Source organism: Floridaenema aerugineum BLCC-F46 (assembly GCF_041929345.1).
In the GTDB taxonomy this organism is placed as follows: Bacteria; Cyanobacteriota; Cyanobacteriia; order Cyanobacteriales; family Aerosakkonemataceae; genus Floridanema; species Floridanema aerugineum.
This window is the reverse complement of the sequence record NZ_JBHFNQ010000257.1, coordinates 46,430-66,296: the sequence shown is the minus strand read 5'-3', so window position 1 is coordinate 66,296 and position 19,867 is coordinate 46,430. Positions and strand designations below refer to the sequence as shown.

Below are 19,867 nucleotides of genomic sequence, written 5' to 3'. Positions count from 1 at the left end.
ATATCATACAGGTATCAACTAAAGAGATTGCATCAGGCACTACAAAAGACACCAGCTAAATTTTAAGGAAATCTTTCAATTAGGTATATACCGGAATCAAGCAAAAACAGTAATACTAAAAACTGACTACTTAGTATTTTCTAATCTCAAAGGTTTTCTGCAATACAAAACTCTCAAGATTGAATCAATTAGATTTGAGACATTGCCCAGAGGTAGCCATGAAAGTCACAAATAATGAAGAACTAGAGCAACTTATCCAACGAGTCAAAGCCGCGCAAAGAAAATACGCGACTTACACTCAAGAACAAGTTGACACCATATTTAAGAAAGCCGCACTAGCAGCTAATACCGCACGTATCCCCCTGGCAAAAATGACAGTAGCCGAAACGGGAATGGGTGTAGTTGAAGATAAAGTGATCAAAAATCACTTTGCATCCGAAATTATCTACAACAAATACAAAGGTGACAAAACCTGCGGCGTAATTGAAGAAGACAAAGCATTTGGGATTCAAAAAATTGCCGAACCAGTAGGGATTTTGGCAGGTATTGTTCCCACAACCAACCCGACTTCTACCGCAATTTTCAAAGCTTTAATTGCGCTGAAAACCCGCAACGCGATTATCTTTTCTCCTCACCCCCGGGCGAAAGATTGCACGATCGAAGCAGCAAGAATCGTTCTTGATGCAGCCGTTGCAGCGGGAGCACCAGATGATATTATCGGTTGGATTGATGAACCTACCGTGCCACTTTCGCAAGCGTTAATGCAGCATCCTGACATTAACTTGATTTTAGCTACAGGTGGCCCTGGAATGGTACGGGCGGCTTACTCTTCAGGACACCCATCTTTAGGAGTTGGTGCCGGAAATACTCCAGCATTAATCGATTCTTCTGCTCACTTAAAAATGGCAGTTTCCTCGATTATTCTGAGTAAAACTTTCGATAATGGCATGATTTGTGCCAGCGAACAATCAGTGATTGTCGTCGATGATGTTTATGAAGAAGTCAGATCAGAATTTATCGATCGCGGTGCATATTTCCTAACTCCAGAAGAACGGGAAAAATTTGCCAAATTAATCATCGTCAACGGAAGATTAAACGCGGATATTGTCGGACAACCTGTTAGCAAATTAGCAGAATTAGCCGGAGTTAATCTTCCCGAAGATACCAGAGTCATCATTGGTGAAGTTGAGAAAATCGGTACAGATGAACCTTTCGCTTTTGAAAAACTCTCGCCAATTTTGGCAATGTATCGCGCCAAAGACTATGAAGATGCGGTAGAAAAAGCCGAACAATTGGTATTATTTGGAGGCAGAGGACATACCGCAGTTCTTTATACTTCACCTTCCAATGTTGAACATATCAAATGGTTTGAAGACAAAGTACAAACTGCCCGGGTTTTGATTAACACACCATCTTCGCAAGGTGCGATCGGAGACTTGTACAACTTCCGTCTCGATCCATCATTAACATTAGGTTGCGGAACTTGGGGCGGTAACTCAATTAGTGAAAACGTCGAACCAAAACACCTGCTAAACATCAAAACTGTAGCAGAACGACGGGAAAATATGTTGTGGTTCCGCGTCCCACCAAAAATCTACTTTAAGTATGGCGCATTGCCAGTAGCAATTAGAGAATTAGCCGGAAAACGTCGCGCATTTATTGTTACTGACAAACCATTGTATGACTTGGGAGTTACCAATTCTTTAGAAGAAACATTGGATGAAATCGGCTTAAAATATGATGTCTTTTATGATGTCGAACCCGATCCTTCTTTAGAAACAGTGCAACGTGGTTTAGCACTGATGAATACCTTCCAACCTGATGTAATTATTGCGATCGGTGGTGGTTCCCCGATGGATGCTGCAAAAATTATGTGGTTGTTGTACGAACATCCAGAAATCGAATTTGAAGGTTTGGCAATGCGGTTTATGGATATCCGCAAACGGGTTTATGAACTGCCACCTTTAGGCGATAAAGCAATTATGATTTCTGTTCCTACCACATCGGGAACTGGTTCAGAAGTCACACCATTTGCAGTTGTTACCGATCGCCGCACCAACATCAAGTATCCTTTGGCAGATTACGCTTTGACACCAACAATGGCAATTGTTGACCCAGAATTGGTGTTAAATATGCCCAAGAGACTAACAGCTTACGGTGGTATTGATGCGTTAACTCACGCTTTAGAAGCCTTCGTTTCTGTGTTAGCTTCGGAATACACCAACAGTTTAGCTTTAGAAGCAATTCGCTTACTGTTTAAGTATCTGCCAAGTGCTTACAAAAATGGTGCTAGCGATCCGAAAGCGCGGGAAAAAGTACACTACGCTGCAACAATGGCAGGGATGGCATTTGCTAACAGCTTCCTGGGAATTTGTCACTCAATGGCGCACCAATTGGGAGGAGTATTCCATGTTCCTCACGGTTTAGCTAATGCTTTGATGATTTCTCATGTAATCAAGTACAATTCTACTGATGCACCTTTCAAACAAGCTACTTTCTCACAATACAAATATCCTAATGCGAAATGGCGTTATGCCCGGATTGCTAGCTATTTAGGATTACCGGGAGAAACAGATGAAGAGAAAGTTAATAGTTTGATTGCAGCGGTGGAAAGTTTGAAACGTGAGTTAGATCTTCCTACCTCGATTAAAGAGGCGATCGCAGGAACTCCTCAAGAGTTCTATGCCAAGGTGGAACATTTAGCAGATCAAGCATTTGACGATCAATGTACAGGTGCTAATCCTCGTTATCCGTTAATTACTGATTTGAAGCAACTTTTGGAAGATGCTTATGAAGGTGCTCCAGTGGTTGATGAAAGTCTGTTTTCTAGTAACGGAAATGGTAATGGTCATGCGATCGGTTTAGCAGATGTGAAAGCTGATCCGCAACCTGTGGTTTAGGGATTGGAAATGACAGGCAAGATGCCTGTCCTACAAGATTGGGGATTGGGAAAACTGAAGAATAAGGGTTTTTTCCCTATCCCCTTTCCCGATAATACTCAATCTGTTTGCTTGAATCTTTTTTTTATTGAACCACAGAGACGCAGAGGACACAGAGGAAGAAAGAGGAGAGAGTATAAACGCAGATAAAATACTATTTACCCTACAAAAAATCTTTATCTACATCTGTGTTTATCTGTGTTTATCTGTGGACATCTGTGGTTAAAAATCAAAATCTCTCCATCCCACAGTCAAGTTATATCTACTATCTGCGTTCATCTGCGGTTCAAAATTAACTCTTCGGATCAATTAAACAAGTTTCGACTCCTGTCTTAGCGACAGAATTTTAGAATGGTTGCAATTCCAGTCAAAGAAAACATTTCACTTACAGATCCTCAAAACAGCAAAGGTATTCGTGAAGAATGGCAAGGTTTTACTTCTGGTAAATGGACTGAAGAAGTAAACGTTAGAGATTTTATCCAAAAGAATTACACGGTTTATACTGGAGATGCTTCCTTTTTAGCTAATGCAACTGAACGCACTACAAATTTGTGGGCGAAAGTTTGCGATTTAATGAAGCAGGAACGGGAAAAAGGTATCTTAGATGTTGATACTAAAGTTCCTACCAGTATTACCGCCCATGCGCCTGGTTTTCTCGACAAAGATTTAGAACAAATTATTGGTTTCCAAACTGATAAACCGCTGAAAAGAGCTATCATGCCTTTTGGTGGAATTCGAGTTGTGAAAAAATCTTTGGAAGCTTACGGATATCAACTCGATGAAGGTACTTGGGAGACTTTCACCAAATATCGCAAAACCCATAATGACGGCGTTTTTGATGCTTATACTCGCGAAATGCGGTTAGCCAGACACTCTGGTATTATTACAGGTTTGCCCGATGCTTATGGTCGGGGACGGATTATTGGTGATTACCGTCGAGTAGCATTATACGGTGTCGATCGCCTAATCACCGACAAACAAGAACAATTGAATTCTTTAGAATTTGATGCAATTGTAGAAACTGTAATTCAACTACGGGAAGAGATTAGCGAACAAATTCGATCGCTAAAAGAACTCAAAGAAATGGCGGCTAACTATGGTTTTGATATTAGCCGTCCCGCAGCAAATGCGAAAGAAGCGGTACAGTGGACATACTTCGCTTATTTAGGTGCAATTAAAGAACAAAATGGCGCAGCGATGTCATTAGGAAGAGTTTCAACTTTCCTGGATGTTTATATTCAACGCGACTTAGAAAAAGGCACTTTAACCGAAGTAGAAGCACAAGAATTAATCGACCATTTTGTAATGAAATTACGGATGGTGCGTTTCTTACGTGACCCTGCTTATAATGAGTTATTCTCTGGCGATCCAGTTTGGGTGACAGAAGTAATTGGTGGTGTTAGTGAAGATGGTCGTCCTTTAGTTACGAAAAATAGCTTCCGCTTCTTACATACACTATACAATTTAGGCCCTGCACCGGAACCAAACTTAACAGTTTTATGGTCGCTTCGTTTGCCGGAAAACTTTAAGAAATACTGCGCTCAAGTGTCGATCGATACGAGTTCGATCCAATACGAAAATGACGATTTAATGCGTCCAAACTACGGCGATGATTACGGTATTGCTTGCTGTGTTTCCGCGATGAGAATTGGCAAACAAATGCAATTCTTTGGGGCGCGAGTTAACTTAGCTAAATGCTTACTTTACGCAATTAATGGCGGAAAAGATGAAAAAGCTGGCGATCAAGTTGGCCCTGCTTTAGCACCAATTACCTCAGAATATTTAGACTATAACGAGGTAATGGCGAAGTTTGATTTGATGACAGATTGGTTAGCGAAAGCTTACATCAATACCTTGAACGTCATCCATTATATGCACGATAAATATTGCTACGAAAGGTTAGAATTTGCCTTGCACGATCGCGATATTTTGAGGACAATGGCTTGTGGTATTGCTGGGTTATCTGTCGTCGCCGATGCTTTTTCTGCTATTAAATATAGTCAGGTCAAAGTAATTCGCAACGAAACAGGTTTAGCAGTAGATTACGAAGTTGAAGGAGACTATCCCAAATACGGCAATAATGACGATCGCGTTGATAGTATTGCGGTAGACTTGGTGAAGAATTTCATGAACAAAATCCGCAAACAAAAAACTTATCGAAATGCGGTTCCAACTCAATCAATTCTCACCATTACTTCTAATGTAGTTTACGGCAAAAAGACCGGAAATACGCCCGACGGAAGGAAAGCTGGCGAACCTTTTGCCCCTGGTGCAAACCCCATGCACGGAAGAGATACAAAAGGTGCGATCGCCTCATTAGCTTCCGTTGCTAAACTACCTTATGAACACGCCCAAGATGGGATTTCTTACACATTCTCGATCGTACCTCAAGCATTAGGAAAAACCGCAGAAGCAAAAACCATTAACTTAGTCGGAATGTTAGATGGTTACTTCCACGATGGCGGTCATCACGTTAATATTAACGTTTTCGATCGGGAAACTTTGCTTGATGCGATGGAACATCCAGAAGCATATCCCCAATTAACAATTCGGGTTTCTGGTTATGCAGTGAACTTTATTAAGTTGACTCGCGAACAACAATTGGATGTGATTAGTCGGACTTTCCATGAGCACGTTTAATTGATAATAAGGTGGGCTGCGTTTTAGCCCGCCCGGAAATCAATTTCCGGGCTAATAGCTAAAGTCCATTAAAATGGACTGAAAGAAAGCTTTTTAATACTAAGTATTTAGTCCTCTTTAGAGGAGTTTAGCTATTAGCCTGCGAATTGATTCGCAGGCGGATTTTGGGACTCGTGCAAGATCTGAGCCTGCGTCTGAAGCGGTTCAAAAACTCTTCTTTCTTCCTTCGCGCCCTTCGCGTTCTTCGTGGTTCAAAAAAAATGACCTCAACTCACCACCCACCACTCCCCAACCTCCACTCCACCCAAAAAGGTCGCATTCACTCAATAGAAACCTGCGGAACAGTTGACGGCCCCGGCATCAGATTTGTTATCTTCACCCAAGGATGTTTATTACGTTGCCAATATTGCCACAACCCCGACACCAGAAACCCCTGCGGAGGTCAAGAAACCACCGTCGATGAATTAATCTCAGAAATTCAAAAATATCGTTCTTACATGAACTTTTCCGGCGGCGGAGTTACCATCACAGGCGGCGAACCATTACTACAACCAGAATTTGTTCGGGAAATCTTTCGCCGTTGCAAAGAGTTAGGAATTCACACCGCCTTAGATACCTCTGGTTTTCCCGATTTCAACGCCTCAATTCCCGTTTTAGATTACGTCGATTTAGTATTACTAGATATCAAATCCTTTAAACCAGCAATCTATCACGAAGTTACCAAGGTTTCCATTGAACCAACCTTAAAATTTGCGCGACATCTCAACGAAATTAACAAACCAACTTGGATTCGTTTTGTATTAGTTCCCAACCTCACCGATGATGCAGAAAACGTCGAAGGGTTAGCCAAATTTATTTCTACATTAAATTGCGTGGAAAAAGTCGAAATCCTACCTTTTCATAAAATGGGCGAATACAAATGGGAACAAATGGGTTATGAATATCAGCTAAAAAATACTGAATCACCGACCCCAGAACAAGTAGAATCGGTGATGAATACCTTTCGGAAATATGGGTTAAAAGTGCAGTAAGTAAGTAGATATAAATAAAGTGAAAACTTTGGCGGGCAGGATGCCCGCCCCACAAAAGTTACAGCTTTCTTGTGGGGTGGGCATCCTGCCCGCCCCATCCTTAAATAACTATTATCACTTTATTTATTTACACCTACTTAAAATCAACCGAAACGAGTAGACATAAACACAAATCTTGCCACGAATACAGCAGCTAAAATCCAAGTTGCGATCGACACTTCCCGCACTTTTCCTTGGAAGCTTTTAATTAGTGGATAGCTGATAAAACCAGCTGCTAAACCAGTGGCGATCGAATAAGTTAAAGGAATCAAAAAGATTGTCAAAAATGCTGGAATTGATTCTGCGGGATCTCCCCAACGAATACTAGTAATCGCAGACATCATTAACACCCCAGTAATTACTAAAGCAGGTGTCGTAGCATAAGGCGGAATTGCTTTAAAAATCGGGATGAAAATCATGGAAGCAATGAACAACAATGACACAACTAAAGCGGTAAAACCTGTGCGTCCTCCTACTTCTACACCAGCAGCAGATTCAGCGAATGTCGTAACAGTAGAAGTCCCCATAATTGCCCCTGCTGTTGTGCCAACTGCATCAGCAAGCAAAGCTTCATCTACCCGATCCATTTCGCCTTTTTCATTAACATAACCTGCCCGCAATCCCACACCAGCAAGCGTTCCCACTGTATCGAACAAATCCACGAATAAAAACACTAGCAAAACTGCAATAAAATCCATCCAATTGTTCGCATTTAATTGGGTGATTCCCAGGAATGCTTGTCCAAATAAATCTGTAGGAAATGCGGGGATTTCGACAATTCCTTGGGGCCAAGGGGTAACACCTAAAATCCACCCCAAAATTGCCGTTGCTAAAATTGCCCAAAGTAAAGCACCTTTAATCCGCCGCGCCATGAAAGCAGCGGCAATAAAAATACCAAGAATTGCCATTAAAGTTGCAGGTTCTTTTAAGTTACCAAAACCTGTTTTAGTAGCTTGATTAGCGACAATTATCCCTGCCCCGCCTACTTTTGGATCGCCCGATAATCCAATGTAAGCAATGAATAAACCAATCCCTACCGAAGTAGCAGATTTCATCACTAAGGGAATGGCGTTAACAATTTGTCGTCGGACACTGGTGAGAGTTAATGCAATAAAAATTAGCCCTTCACCTAATATTGCTGACAGTGCTAAACGCCAGTCAATTTTTAATGTTAAAACTACGGAATAGGCAAAGAAAGCATTTAATCCCATCCCTGGTGCCATCGCAAAAGGATAGTTGGCGTACAATGCCATTACTAAACTACCAATTGCTGTGGAAATAGCGGTGGCGACTACTAATTCTGTGAATAAATCTCTCGGTTGATTGAGAAAAATTGCATCGGATAAAATTAACGGGTTGACCACTAAAATATATGCCATTGTCATGAAGGTGGTCAGCCCTGCTAATATTTCCGTGCGAAAGTTGGTATGATACTTTCTAAATTGGAAAAATTTGGCGATCGCACCTTTCCATCCCGTCAATTCTGGTTCCTCTGGTGGTTCGGTCTGCCTTGTTAATTCTATGTCACTCAAATCATCCATATTTTTGCTCATTTCAACTACCTGAAACTTCTCCGAAAAGATTATATTAGAAAGTTTCAATCCTACTTCTTTGTTTACCAGAAAATTGTTACTTTAGACACATTACTGCATCATTGATATATTGTAAATTGTTCTATTCGCCGCTAATAATTACTCTTAACTAAATCAGAAAATGTCTACTATTTCCCTACAAACAGAACCTTACAGTACATCCTTGAAAGCGATTAGAGGTAGTTTTCTTGATTTTATCGAAGATCCCTTTTTTGTCCCGGACGAATTAGAAAGCGCCCGCTATATCCCTGATGGTTTACTAATTTTGGAAAATGGTTACATTAAAGAATTGGGTGAATATGAACAACTGAAAGATAAATACGCAGCAATACCAATAACTGCTTATCCCGACTGCTTAATTATGCCCGGATTTATTGACACCCACATTCATTTTCCCCAAACGGAAATGATTGCTGCTTACGGCGAACAACTTTTAGAATGGTTGAATAAATATACTTTTCCTGTTGAAGGTAAGTTTAAAGATAAAGATTATGCTCAAAAAATTGCCTCTTTCTTTTTGGATGAATTAATTAAAAATGGGACGACTACAGCTTTAGTTTTTGCTGCGGTTTTTCCCCAATCAGTTGAGGCTTTTTTTGCAGAAGCAAGTCGGCGCAATATGCGAATGATTTCCGGTAAAGTAATGATGGATCGAAATGCGCCAGATTTTTTGCGAGATACTGCTGAAAGTTCATATCAAGACAGTAAAAAACTAATTCAAAAATGGCATAAAAATGGCAGGTTACTTTATGCTGTTACTCCTCGCTTTGCTGTTACTTCGACTGAAGAACAACTGGAAATGGCGAGAAAGTTGTTAGAAGAATTTCCTGACGTTTATTTACATACTCATTTATCAGAAAACGTCAAAGAAGTTGAATTAGTTGCTCAAATTTACCCAGAAAGTAAAGGTTATTTAGATGTTTACGATCGAGCGGGGTTAGTTAAAGAAAAATCAATTTTTGCTCACGGATTACAACTGCGAGATGATGAATTTCAAAGGTTATCTGAGGCAAAGTCGGCTATTTCTTTTTGTCCTACTTCTAACCTATTTTTAGGTAGTGGACTGTTTAAACTTTTTCAAGCTAAATCTATAGAAAATCCAGTGAAAGTTGGATTAGGTACAGATGTCGGCGGCGGCACGAGTTTTTCGATGTTACAAACCACAAATGAGGCTTATAAAATAATACAGTTACAAGGTGAAAAACTCTCATCATTTAAAGCCTTATTTTTGGCAACTTTGGGCGGTGCTAAATCATTATGTTTAGAAGATAAAATCGGCAATTTTGATGTAGGAAAAGAGGCTGATTTTATCGTTTTGGATTTGCAAGCAACTCCTTTAATGGCATTACGAAATTCCCAAACTCCCCCCGCGAAAACTAAAGCGGAAATTGCCGAAAAAGCATTCACTATGATGATACTTGGTGATGATAGAACGATTCGGGCAACTTACATTGCTGGCGAATTAGCATATAGCAAGAAAAACGTCAATTAAATAAAGGGAGAAAATCTGGGAAAGATGGCTTTCCGCTGCCAACCCTACCCGATTACCCGGAAAGCTATAGGATTTATTTATATAAATGTAAAAATGCTTCGGGAAAATATATACATTTGATAAATTATGTTAAGTTATGTTTTAATTCAATATTGGACTTTGAGGCAAAAAAATGCTTGTGGGTATTCTCAAGCCTTAAAGTTTTTCAACAAGAATATTCCAGGCGAAAAAAAGCTGATTATATGATGCGTAAAGTTTCTTTTGTCGGTACAGCATTGTTTGGTTTGGTTGCTTCCGCTGCTTTATTATCAAGCTGTGGTCAGAAAACCGAAACCCCCTCTTCTCCTGCAGCAAATTCTCCCAATCCTAGCGCTGTATCTCCTGTAGCAGGTTCTACAACTCCCAGCGCTGCTTCTCCCGTAGCCGACTCTTCGGTTAACACCGCGCCTACCGCCGCTGAGTCCACTGCTAGCAACGCCACACCTACTGTAGCAGCTTCCGCTTCTACTCCATCTGCTGATGCTACAACTGCTAGCACTGAAACTCCTGCTGCTTCTACCACAGATACCACTACCGCTGCTTCTCCGGCTGGAACTGCTGATTCTACAACAGCTAGCACTACTGAATCTCCGGCTGGAAGTGCTGATTCTACAACGGCGGCAACTGGTGCATCTGAATTAATTCCTGTGGCAACTTTTACAGAAATTGATGTTAACAAGGCAGGTAAAATTACTACTGAAGAGTTTGTCGCTTTCTACACTGAGAAAGCGGTTTCTGCTGACAAACTCAGCAAGGAAGATGCCCAGAAAAAGTTCAAGCAACTCGATAAAGATAGCGATGGTAGCTTGACTAAGGAAGAAGCGACTGGTCAAATGTAATTCATTTACTACATTTTTCTAAGCTTATTTTTAAATTGGACTTTGGAGTTTTTTCTGAAGTCCAATTTTTAGTACGTTGTTGCGCTTGGGCGCTATTCCCACTGAGCGCGGGAACAACGGACTTTTTGGGAGTAATTTTCTGAAGGGGAATTTCAGATAATGAGCTTTGAACTCTATCAGCAATTAGCGCATTTACTAACAAAAGGTGCAGCAGTTTTAGCTACTGTGACTAATATTAAAGGTTCGGTTCCTAGAGAAGTAGGTGCAAAAATGATTGTCTGCGCTGATGGTTCAATTATTAATACTATTGGCGGAGGTGCGGGAGAAGCTAAGGTGATTCGTCAGGCGTTGCAGGTGTTAGAAACTGGCGAAAAACAGTTTGTGGAAATTGATTTATCTGGTGCGCCGCAACGGGAAACTCAAGGTGTTTGTGGGGGGAGGATGCAAGTTTGGTTGGAACGTTGGGATGGGGAAAGTGCGATCGCTCTCTCCCAAAACATCCTACAATTACTTAAAGCTGGTCAATCTGTCACTTTAGTTACTCCCTTAACTCCTCACCAGCAGCCATATTTCCTAGATAATAATGCACCAATCCCGCAATTAGAAAATGCCTTTATTGAACAAATCAACCCACCACCGACTTTACTAATTATAGGTGCAGGTCATGTAGGAGAGCAATTAGCAAAGTTTGCTCATTTGATTGGTTTTGAAATTGCCATTCAAGATGACAGAACAGAATTTGCTAATGCAGAAAAATTTCCTCAAGCTAATCAGATTATCAACCAGCCAATTAGCTTAATTATTGATGATTTTGCTGCTTTTTCTCAATTATACGTCGCTTTGGTGACGCGAGGATATGTTTATGATTTGGAAGCTTTGCAAATTCTCTTAAATCGTGCTATTCCCTGTAAATATATTGGTATGATTGGCAGTGAAAAGCGAGTAAAACTGGTTTATCAAAACTTGCAGGAAGCGGGTATATCTCCCCAGTTACTAAAAAATATTTATGCGCCGATAGGTTTAGAAATTGGTGCTTTAACGCCCGAAGAAATAGCTGTTAGTATTTGTGCCGAATTAATTTTAGTGCGGCGTGGTGGTACAGGTAAATCAATGTCTGAAGGAATTAGAAAATTGTTAACCAAGCAAGCTTCTTACAATACCCTGTAAAAATTCTTAACCTTTTTGTTACTTACCCCAATACGTCACAAGTGCGCTATAATAGCTTCACGCCTCTCTTCGCACAGCATAGGACAACGAAGAAGCACACATCATAAAGATTACAGGCTGAAGAGAGGAAGTGAGGCCAAATTGTGGAAGTGCTGAAGTCGTGGTATACAGCAAAACTTGCCTAGACTGAGAAATTTAGTTAGGTAGAGTTACTGCTCAACTCCATATCATACTAACAGTTACCTATAAGTAACTATTAGTTCAATTCGCATATCATTTTCAAACATCGAGAATGGTACGTTGATATGGTGGCAAGAATACCAGCTTCAGCATATAGTTGGAAAAAGCTGTGGTTATCTTGGAGTTGTTGCGAAGTATCACTACTTACGAAGTCAATTTCCAGTCTGGGTAATAAGATAAATTCACCCAGAGGTACAAATGACACCACAGCAGAAAAAAGCTATTAAGATTCTGACCCAGTATGAACGTTTAGCGAATAAATTTGAGTTGCGACTATCATCCCAAAAAATTGCCGAACTCAACCTTTTGCGCGATAGTGGATTAATTAAGATTACTAATCTTCCGGCGCGTCTGCATGAAGAGTTTCCTGGGGAATTTCGTGAGTTAACGCTTGATGAAATTAGATCCTATGAAGAATGATATTATAAGGTATGAGCTTTTATACAGAATTCGATCAACTTAATGTCGAAGACTTAAAGCAACGCTTCTACGCTTCTCCACCGGAAGGAGAAGAATATGCTACTGTTTATTATCAAGAGATAGGGCAATTAATTCAGGAAAGAGGCGAAGAAGCCATAGATTTTCTGAAAAATGCCATCAAAACGGCAAATACTTCACAGTTGCAAGGTATTTTATTTGCTTTAAGTAACTCTCAACAAAAAGATGGAGATTTAAAAACTTTGCTACTCTCCTATCTTCAAGATCATCGCTCGATAATTGTGATGGAAGCTATTGACGCTTTAAGCAGATTAGGAGCAAAAGATACTTTAGATTATATATTAGCTTTACGCGAACATTCTTCGCCTTATGTAAGGGCGAGTGTGCTGCGTTTTCTGCGGCGTTGGTATCCAGAAATTGCTTTTAATTTACTTGTAGAAGCATTAAAAGATCCCGATTTTATAGTGCGCGAAAATGCGGCTGATGAACTTGGAGAATTGGAGATAACAGAAGCTATTGATTACTTAAATCCTTTAGTAAAAGATCCTCATCCCGATGTTCGCCAAGCTGCACAAACAGCTATTGAGATATTACAAGCTTAACTAAACTGGTAATTGCTTGCATTAATGTTTATAGATATTCCAGCATTGCAAGCGGAATTGGAATTTATTAAAAGAAATTTTTGTACATATAATTAATACATATCACCAGAAAAATGTTACCCTAGTATTGTTAGGCGAATTTTAGAGGAAATTATTATCGCTACAAAACAACTGATTAATCGGCAAATTAAATCCGCTCAGGTTCTTCTGATTGACCATGAGAATAACAACCTTGGTTTAACAGACACCCGTGAAGCCCTAAAACTTGCTGAAAGTGTAGATCTTGATCTGGTGATAGTCTCTGAGGGGAAAGAGATCCCAGTAGCAAAGATTTTGAACTTCGGTAAACATCAATACCAGCAGAAAAAACGTCAGCATTCTAGTGCAAGAACTACCGTTAAAGAAGTTAGGTTGCGTCCTAATATTGGTGAATCGGATTACACCTTGCGTATTACTAGAGCGATCGAATGGTTGGGAAAAGGTGATTCCGTCAAATTTCAGATACGTTTACGTGGACGGGAACATCAAAATCGCGATCGCGCCCTAGATTTGCTAGAAAGAATAGTTACAGACCTATCTCAAGCGGGTAAAGTTCAATCCTTGGATAAAGGGTCATTAATTGTGCAAATGGTTCCCGGTTAAACTAAATAATTCAACATCTTTTACACACAGGACTTACGCAAAGCCTAATTCCGTAGGGTGCGTTAACTAAGCGTGTAACGCACCATTCCACCATATTTAGCGTCGCTCCGTAAGTCCTGATACAGTTGTTGTAAGTTGCTAGTAAAAAAAGGGTCAGACAGAAATGCCTGAACCTTTTAAATTTATACTGGTCTATCTCTAGTGTCGCTTCGCACCCTACTTATAGAGGCTTTGCGTAAGTCCTAATTTAGTAGCGATTATTTCTACGTCCACCACCAAATGAACCACTGCGTTCTTCACGAGGTTTTGCTTTATTAACCTTTAAATCACGACCCATCCACTCTGCGCCATCAAGTGCTTCAATGGCAGCGGCTTCTTCAGCATCGGCACTCATTTCCACGAAACCGAAGCCACGAACCCGACCTGTTTCGCGATCGGTGGGTAGCTGAACTCGCTTTACTGATCCATATTCTGTAAATACAGATGTTAGATCGGCTTCTGTAACGTTATATGACAGATTGCCTACATAGATTGACATAGATTTTCTCCAAAATTTAAGGAATGGGGAGAGTGAAATTTCGGAGAGAAGTCTGTCAATGGAAAAACTTGGAAACTAGTTAATGCTAAAAACAAATGCTGCAACCGATATTTAATTCTCTTCTGTCATTGTAGCACTTCGGAACAACTTTTGCACCAATTCGAGCCGTTATTTTTCCAGAGGAATCCCGAAAATAACTGACAAGCAATAATACTTAGTAAATTTTCTAGGTACGTTGTTGCGCTGTCTTCGCTCTTATCCCAGTAGCGCTAAAGCGCAACAACGTACCTTTTTAAAGGATATGTTGGCCCAGATGAGTAGGTTTAACCAAACTGGAAATTGCTTGCATTAATACTTCGGGTTCTACGGGTTTAGCAATGTGTTTTTGAAAGCCGCTAGAGAGTGCTTTTTGTTCGTTCACTTCTCCGGCGTAGGCGGTAAGTGCGATCGCGGGAACTTCTCCACCTTTTTCTGCTGGTAAAGAGCGCAATTTTTCCATTAACATATAACCATCCATTTCCGGCATTCCAATATCACTAACTAAAATATCGGGAACCGATTCATTAAATGCTGTTAACGCTTCTTTTGCTGATGATGCTACTGTTATTGTTGCGCCATATTCTTCTAAAACAAAACTAATTAATTGTCTGACATCTGCTTCATCATCTACTAATAAAATTTTTACGCCTGCCAAAGGTGAAGCATTAACATTAATTGATGAATCGCTATCGTTTTTCACTTCTATGATTTTATTTCCCCGATTCAATAGGGGCAATTTAACAGTAAAAGTTGCGCCTTTACCTTCTCCTTCACTTGCGGCAAATACAGTTCCGCCATGTAATTCTACTACTTGACGGACGATCGCTAATCCCAAACCTAAACCGCCAAATTTCCGAGTTGTAGTGCTGTCAGCTTGGCGGAAATAATCAAAAACGAATGGGAGAAAATCAGGTTTAATTCCTTTACCATTATCAATTACTTGGATTTGCGCTTGATGATTAACTTTTGCTAATCTTACTTCTACTTCGCCGCCAATTTGGGTAAATTTGACTGCATTTGAAAGCAAATTCCAAATTACTTGTTGCAGTCGGTTAGCATCACCTGTAACTAAGCCAACATCATTTGAAAAAATTGTTTCAATCTGGATAGATTTAGCAACTGCTGCTAAACGAACTGTTTCTATCGCGGCTTCAATTACATTAGCTAAATTTACAGGACTTATATTTAAACTGAGCTTGCCGCGCAAAATTCGGGAAACATCTAATAAATCTTCGACTAACTGAGCTTGTAGTTTAGCATTGCGCTCAATTGTTTCTAATGCTTGAGCAGTTTTCGTCTGATCTAATTGCCGCGTTCTTAATAATTTTGCCCAGCCTAAAATCGGATTTAAAGGCGATCGCAATTCATGAGAAAGTACTGCTAAAAACTCATCTTTTGTTCGGTTAGCGGCTTCTGATTGTTCTCTAGCAGCTTGCTCTCGCGCTAACAGTTGTTCTCGCTCTTTTTCCGCCAGTTTCCGATCGGTAATATCGTGGAAAGTTACCACACCTGCAACAATTTTGCCAGTGCCATCGCAAATTGGTGCTGAACTCACCTCAATAAAACCATAACTATCATCACCCCGCAAAATCTTAATCTCTTCGCCTGTAACAATTTCACCTGTAGTCAGAGAACGAGCTAGAGGCCATTCTTCTGGTTGATATAATTTACCATCAAGATGAAAGCCGAGATACTGACAGTATTGTTCAACATTATCAGAAGGAATAAACGGTGTTCGCCAAATTTCTTCTACTTGTTTGTTACCTAAAATTAACTTACCGGAAGGAGCTTCAGCAATAATTACTCCTCCCGGCATTTGTTGTAAAACTGCTTCTAAAAGTCCTCTTTCTGACTCTAATTGTTTCAGTAATTCCTCAGTTCTTTGTCTGGCTAATACTTGTTCTGTCACCTCTATACCATGAAGCAATACACCTTCAACTTCGCCAGCAGTATTCCATAAAGGTTGGTAAACACAATTGAAAAAAGCTTGATAAAATGTGCCGTTATGATAGCGATCGTAAACAGCAGGCATTTCATCTGCCACAAAAGGAATTCCAGTCTGATAAACTTCATCCAAGGCTTCAAAAAAACCCTGTCCCTGCAATTCGGGAAACACTTCTTTGATTGGTTTACCAATTAATTCAGTTTCCGAACGACCTACAACTTCTTGATGAGCAGTATTCACAAATTCATAAACATGATCCCGTCCTTTAGTAACAGCAATTAATGCTGGTGCTTTACGGAAAAATTCTTGCAGTCTGGAACGTTCTATCTCTGCTTGTGTTCTTGCTTGTTCTGCTTCTTGACGTGCTGTTTGTTCGGCGGCTAAAAGTTGCGTCCGTTCTGCTTCTGCTTGTTTGCGATCGTGAATATCGATCGCACTTCCTACCCATTTAATCACATTGCCGCGAGAATCATGAATCGGAGCATTAGAGCCTAAAAACCAGCGATACTCTCCATTATTTTTGCGAACTCGGTATTCTATTTCGTAGCTTTCCTTAGCTATTACGGCTTCATTCCATCGCTGAATTAACCCTTCTACATCATCAGGATAAATAACTGTAGCCCAACCGGAATTAATAGTTTGTTCTCTATTTAAACCTGTGTATTCGTACCAACATTGATTGCAGTATTCTAGTTGACCATCAGGAGCGGAAATCCACACAAATTGAGGCAACCCTTCGGCTAAAATGCGATAGCGTTCGTTACTTTCATGTAATGCTTCTTTAATGCGTTGGGATTCAGTAATATCTAATGATATACCTGCCAATAACTTTCTACCTTGAGCATCGGGAAGGGGAAATTTGAAGGCAGTATAAATATGTTCTCCATCTGGTTGTAAGGCAGTTTCAATAAATTCTATGCCATGTTTTGATGCTAAAGCAGCTAAATCATTTTCACGCCATTGCTGTGCTAAATCAGGTGGTAAAAAGTCAAAGTCAGTTTTTCCAATAAAATCTTTAAACTTGCGATCGAATGTGCGTTCAACTGTCGGATTCACATAAATATAACGTCCAGTTTCGTCCTTAATATATGCCGTTGTCGGGCTATGATTCATAAAACTTTCAAACAACTGCTGAGTTTCTCGCAGTTGTTGTAAATTCTTTTCTACTCGTAACTTTGCATTTCGTAAGCCCGCACTGATAAATACCAACAACAAAGCCACTGACAAAAGTATAACTAACCGAAATACTTCTTTGGCTGAATAAATACTTAAAGAGTAGATTGGCGAAACGAAAAAAAAGTTGTAAGTAATTCCTCCTAATACTGTAGCTAGTATCCCTGGACCTCTTCCACCATAAAGGGAAGCTAGGGTAATTGAGGCATAAAATAGGGCAAAAAGCGTTGGCGTAAGTATAGGTTTCAAAAACCAGGTCAAAATTAGGACGATCGTATTAGTAACGATAGCCACAAAGTAACGATGGTATTTTTCGTAGCTTGTTTTTAGAATGGAACCTTTCCTCAAGGCAAATCTAGCTCACGCTGGTTGAAACTATAATAATTTACATGAGTTGACAAGTTTTTAACACTAACCTGGGATAGAGATTTTTTCTGTGTTAACTGGAAATGATGTCTTCGACAGAGCCCTTTTTGGAGTTCTCGGCAAGAGATTTTAGATTTTTCATTTAGCATTAGTCCTAGAACGAAAAATCTAAAATCTAAAATTAGTCAAATTACTTAGCCTTTATTTTTAATCATCATCACATCAATAATTTTAACCGCTGTTTCTTCTTCAATCTCTAAGATCCGGCAAAGATCGTTTAACAAATTTTCCTCTTCTTCTGTAACTTCTCCATCTGCTAAAACAATATCAGTTGCTACGGCAAAGGATGTTTCTCTTAATTCGTGGGGAAGACTAGCAATTGCTGAATTAAATAACGCATCTACTCCTTGTCTTTGCAGAATACTTAAGAGGCGATCGATCATTTTTCTCATTACGTCGCTGGGATAGCTTCTAAATAACTGCATTCTTGATAGAGTAGTACCAATTGCTTGGGCTTCTGAATCTGTAATGTAACCATCTGCTGCTACAGCAATTAATGCGATCGCGGCAAATGCTTCTGCTGGCCCTAATTGGGTGTCGCTTTGCTTACGACTGCCTTTAATTTTATCAAATAAGCCCATTGTAGTTTCCTTGTTAAAAAAGCTTACTACAGTATTGCTTTTACATTACTTCTCTTGCTAATTTTGTAAAAAAAATTAACCGGAAATTGCCAATTCTGCTCTTAAGAAATCTACAAATTGGCGTGCAGTACGTCCCGATCGACCATTATGACGAGTCGCCCATTGTAATGCCCTTTGTTCTATCTCTTCAGGCGGTAATTTTATGGCAGCTTGATTGGCTAAATGTTGCACAATTGTTAAATAAGTTTTCTGATCTGCTGGTTCAAAAGTTAAGGTTAATCCAAAGCGATCGCTAAAAGAAAGTTTTTCCTGCATTGTATCCCAAGCATGGACTTCTTCATTATCACTTGGTCGAGGTCGATCGGCAAAAAATTCTCGAATTAAATGCCGTCGATTAGAAGTAGCATAAACCACCACATTTTGCGGTCTAGCGGTTAAATTTCCTTCCAAAACTACCTTTAAAGCTTTGAAAGCATCGTCGTCTTCTTCAAAGGAAAGGTCATCGACAAAGATAATAAATTTCTGGGGTAAATTTCGCAACTTTTCGACAATTGATGGTAAATCTTTGAGTTCAGTTTTGCCGACTTCTATGAGGCGGAGATTGCGATCGCCATATTCATTCAACAAACTCTTAACTAAAGAAGATTTTCCCGTCCCTCGACTCCCATAAAGTAACACATGAAGCGCTGGATAACCCGCTAATAAAAACTCAGTATTTTTAATTAACGCCTCTCGCTGTGACTCATAACCAACTAACTCTTTTAAATTAATTGGATCGGGATATAAAATCCCAACTAATTCTCCCCCTTGCCAGCGAAAAGCTTGATACTCAGCAAATATTCCAGTGCCAAACTCATGATAATAATTCGCTAAATTTTCTAAAATATCTGTCCAATCTTCTAATTCTTGCCAAGTAGCGATTAACTTTATTTCTTCAGGCGATCGAGGAATTTTTGGCTCAGATTCCCAATACCAAACAACCGGAGCTAAAGGTAATTGAGCCGCTTCTTGAATCCAATAACTAATATCAGCGCCGCTACATTCATAAAGACTTTGTAATGCTTGTAAATCTTGACTGGCAGCAGCTACCAAAGCTGGTGGTAAATCTGCTAATTTGTGATCCTGTGCTTGTTGGCTAAAAGGATTTTCATCCCGGAGAATTTTGCTTAATAAATGTTCTTGCCAACTTTGATTTTCACTAGCTAAAGCCTTTACCCATTGCCCATAAGCTTGTAAGTAACTGAGTCCATCTGCATCGCGATGCCTCAAAGCTTGGAGTAAGTTGAGGAAAGCCACACCTGGGGCATCATCCAAAACAGATTGGTACAGCAATAGAGAAGCCGCTTGACGTTGGAGAAATTGAACAGGAGCGATCGCAGAAGCATTCATCAATACAAGAAATAGCGAAAATCTAGTACCATAAATTATCGTAGCAGCAAAAGTAACTTTATTCACACTAGTAATA

General features: G+C 39.9%; 14 protein-coding genes and 1 pseudogene. 9 read left to right on the top strand and 6 right to left on the bottom strand.

Features of this window, described 5'->3' with window-relative positions:
- Window positions 1–218: 218 nt before the first annotated feature.
- The 3 genes from adhE (at window position 219) to pflA (ending at window position 6,610) form a co-directional block, all read left to right on the top strand.
- On the top strand, window positions 219–2,900 hold the full coding sequence (gene adhE / locus ACE1CC_RS35215) for a bifunctional acetaldehyde-CoA/alcohol dehydrogenase (RefSeq protein ID WP_413275090.1): 2,682 nt from the start codon (window positions 219–221) through the stop codon (window positions 2,898–2,900).
- Between the two features lie 390 nt (window positions 2,901–3,290).
- A complete protein-coding gene (gene pflB / locus ACE1CC_RS35210) occupies window positions 3,291–5,579 on the top strand; it encodes a formate C-acetyltransferase (protein ID WP_459563956.1) in 2,289 nt (762 codons plus the stop codon).
- 260 nt (window positions 5,580–5,839) lie between these two features.
- Window positions 5,840–6,610 carry a pyruvate formate-lyase-activating protein gene (gene pflA / locus ACE1CC_RS35205; RefSeq protein ID WP_413275089.1) on the top strand — a complete coding sequence of 257 codons (771 nt, stop codon included), beginning with the start codon at window positions 5,840–5,842 and terminating at the stop codon, window positions 6,608–6,610.
- A 143-nt stretch (window positions 6,611–6,753) separates the two neighbouring features.
- Here pflA and ACE1CC_RS35200 read toward each other — a convergent pair whose 3' ends face one another.
- Entirely contained in the window at window positions 6,754–8,202 is a 1,449-nt protein-coding gene (locus ACE1CC_RS35200; RefSeq protein ID WP_413275088.1) for an NCS2 family permease, read from the bottom strand.
- Window positions 8,203–8,362: 160 nt separating this feature from the next.
- Between ACE1CC_RS35200 and guaD the strand changes: the two genes are divergently transcribed.
- From guaD to infC, 6 genes are all read left to right on the top strand, one after another.
- Window positions 8,363–9,733: a guanine deaminase gene (guaD, locus tag ACE1CC_RS35195; protein ID WP_413275087.1), complete on the top strand. Its 1,371-nt coding sequence runs from the start codon at window positions 8,363–8,365 to the stop codon at window positions 9,731–9,733.
- 242 nt (window positions 9,734–9,975) lie between these two features.
- Window positions 9,976–10,611 (top strand): EF-hand domain-containing protein, encoded by a 636-nt coding sequence (locus ACE1CC_RS35190; protein ID WP_413275086.1) that lies wholly within the window; start codon window positions 9,976–9,978, stop codon window positions 10,609–10,611.
- Between the two features lie 159 nt (window positions 10,612–10,770).
- On the top strand, window positions 10,771–11,778 hold the full coding sequence (locus ACE1CC_RS35185) for an XdhC family protein (protein ID WP_413275085.1): 1,008 nt from the start codon (window positions 10,771–10,773) through the stop codon (window positions 11,776–11,778).
- 438 nt (window positions 11,779–12,216) lie between these two features.
- Window positions 12,217–12,438: a hypothetical protein gene (locus ACE1CC_RS35180; RefSeq protein ID WP_413275084.1), complete on the top strand. Its 222-nt coding sequence runs from the start codon at window positions 12,217–12,219 to the stop codon at window positions 12,436–12,438.
- 11 nt (window positions 12,439–12,449) lie between these two features.
- Window positions 12,450–13,058, top strand: coding sequence for a HEAT repeat domain-containing protein (locus ACE1CC_RS35175; protein WP_413275083.1), 609 nt, complete (start codon window positions 12,450–12,452; stop codon window positions 13,056–13,058).
- A gap of 99 nt (window positions 13,059–13,157) precedes the next feature.
- Window positions 13,158–13,700, top strand: a complete 543-nt coding sequence (gene infC, locus ACE1CC_RS35170) for a translation initiation factor IF-3 (RefSeq protein ID WP_413275099.1) — start codon at window positions 13,158–13,160, stop codon at window positions 13,698–13,700.
- A gap of 247 nt (window positions 13,701–13,947) precedes the next feature.
- Here infC and ACE1CC_RS35165 read toward each other — a convergent pair whose 3' ends face one another.
- The 5 genes and pseudogenes from ACE1CC_RS35165 to ACE1CC_RS35150 form a co-directional block, all read right to left on the bottom strand.
- Entirely contained in the window at window positions 13,948–14,238 is a 291-nt protein-coding gene (locus ACE1CC_RS35165; RefSeq protein ID WP_413275082.1) for an RNA recognition motif domain-containing protein, read from the bottom strand.
- A gap of 292 nt (window positions 14,239–14,530) precedes the next feature.
- Entirely contained in the window at window positions 14,531–16,534 is a 2,004-nt protein-coding gene (locus tag ACE1CC_RS37060) for a PAS domain-containing hybrid sensor histidine kinase/response regulator (protein ID WP_459563957.1), read from the bottom strand.
- Between the two features lie 96 nt (window positions 16,535–16,630).
- Window positions 16,631–17,689: pseudogene (locus ACE1CC_RS37055) on the bottom strand (PAS domain-containing protein); the annotation flags it as partial.
- Between the two features lie 266 nt (window positions 17,690–17,955).
- Complete coding sequence (locus ACE1CC_RS35155) at window positions 17,956–18,402, bottom strand: tellurite resistance TerB family protein (protein WP_413275080.1); 447 nt, start codon at window positions 18,400–18,402, stop codon at window positions 17,956–17,958.
- 75 nt (window positions 18,403–18,477) lie between these two features.
- The gene (locus ACE1CC_RS35150) at window positions 18,478–19,791 is read right to left on the bottom strand and encodes an ATP-binding protein (protein ID WP_413275098.1); all 1,314 of its coding nucleotides are present in this window, start codon (window positions 19,789–19,791) and stop codon (window positions 18,478–18,480) included.
- Window positions 19,792–19,867: the final 76 nt, after the last annotated feature.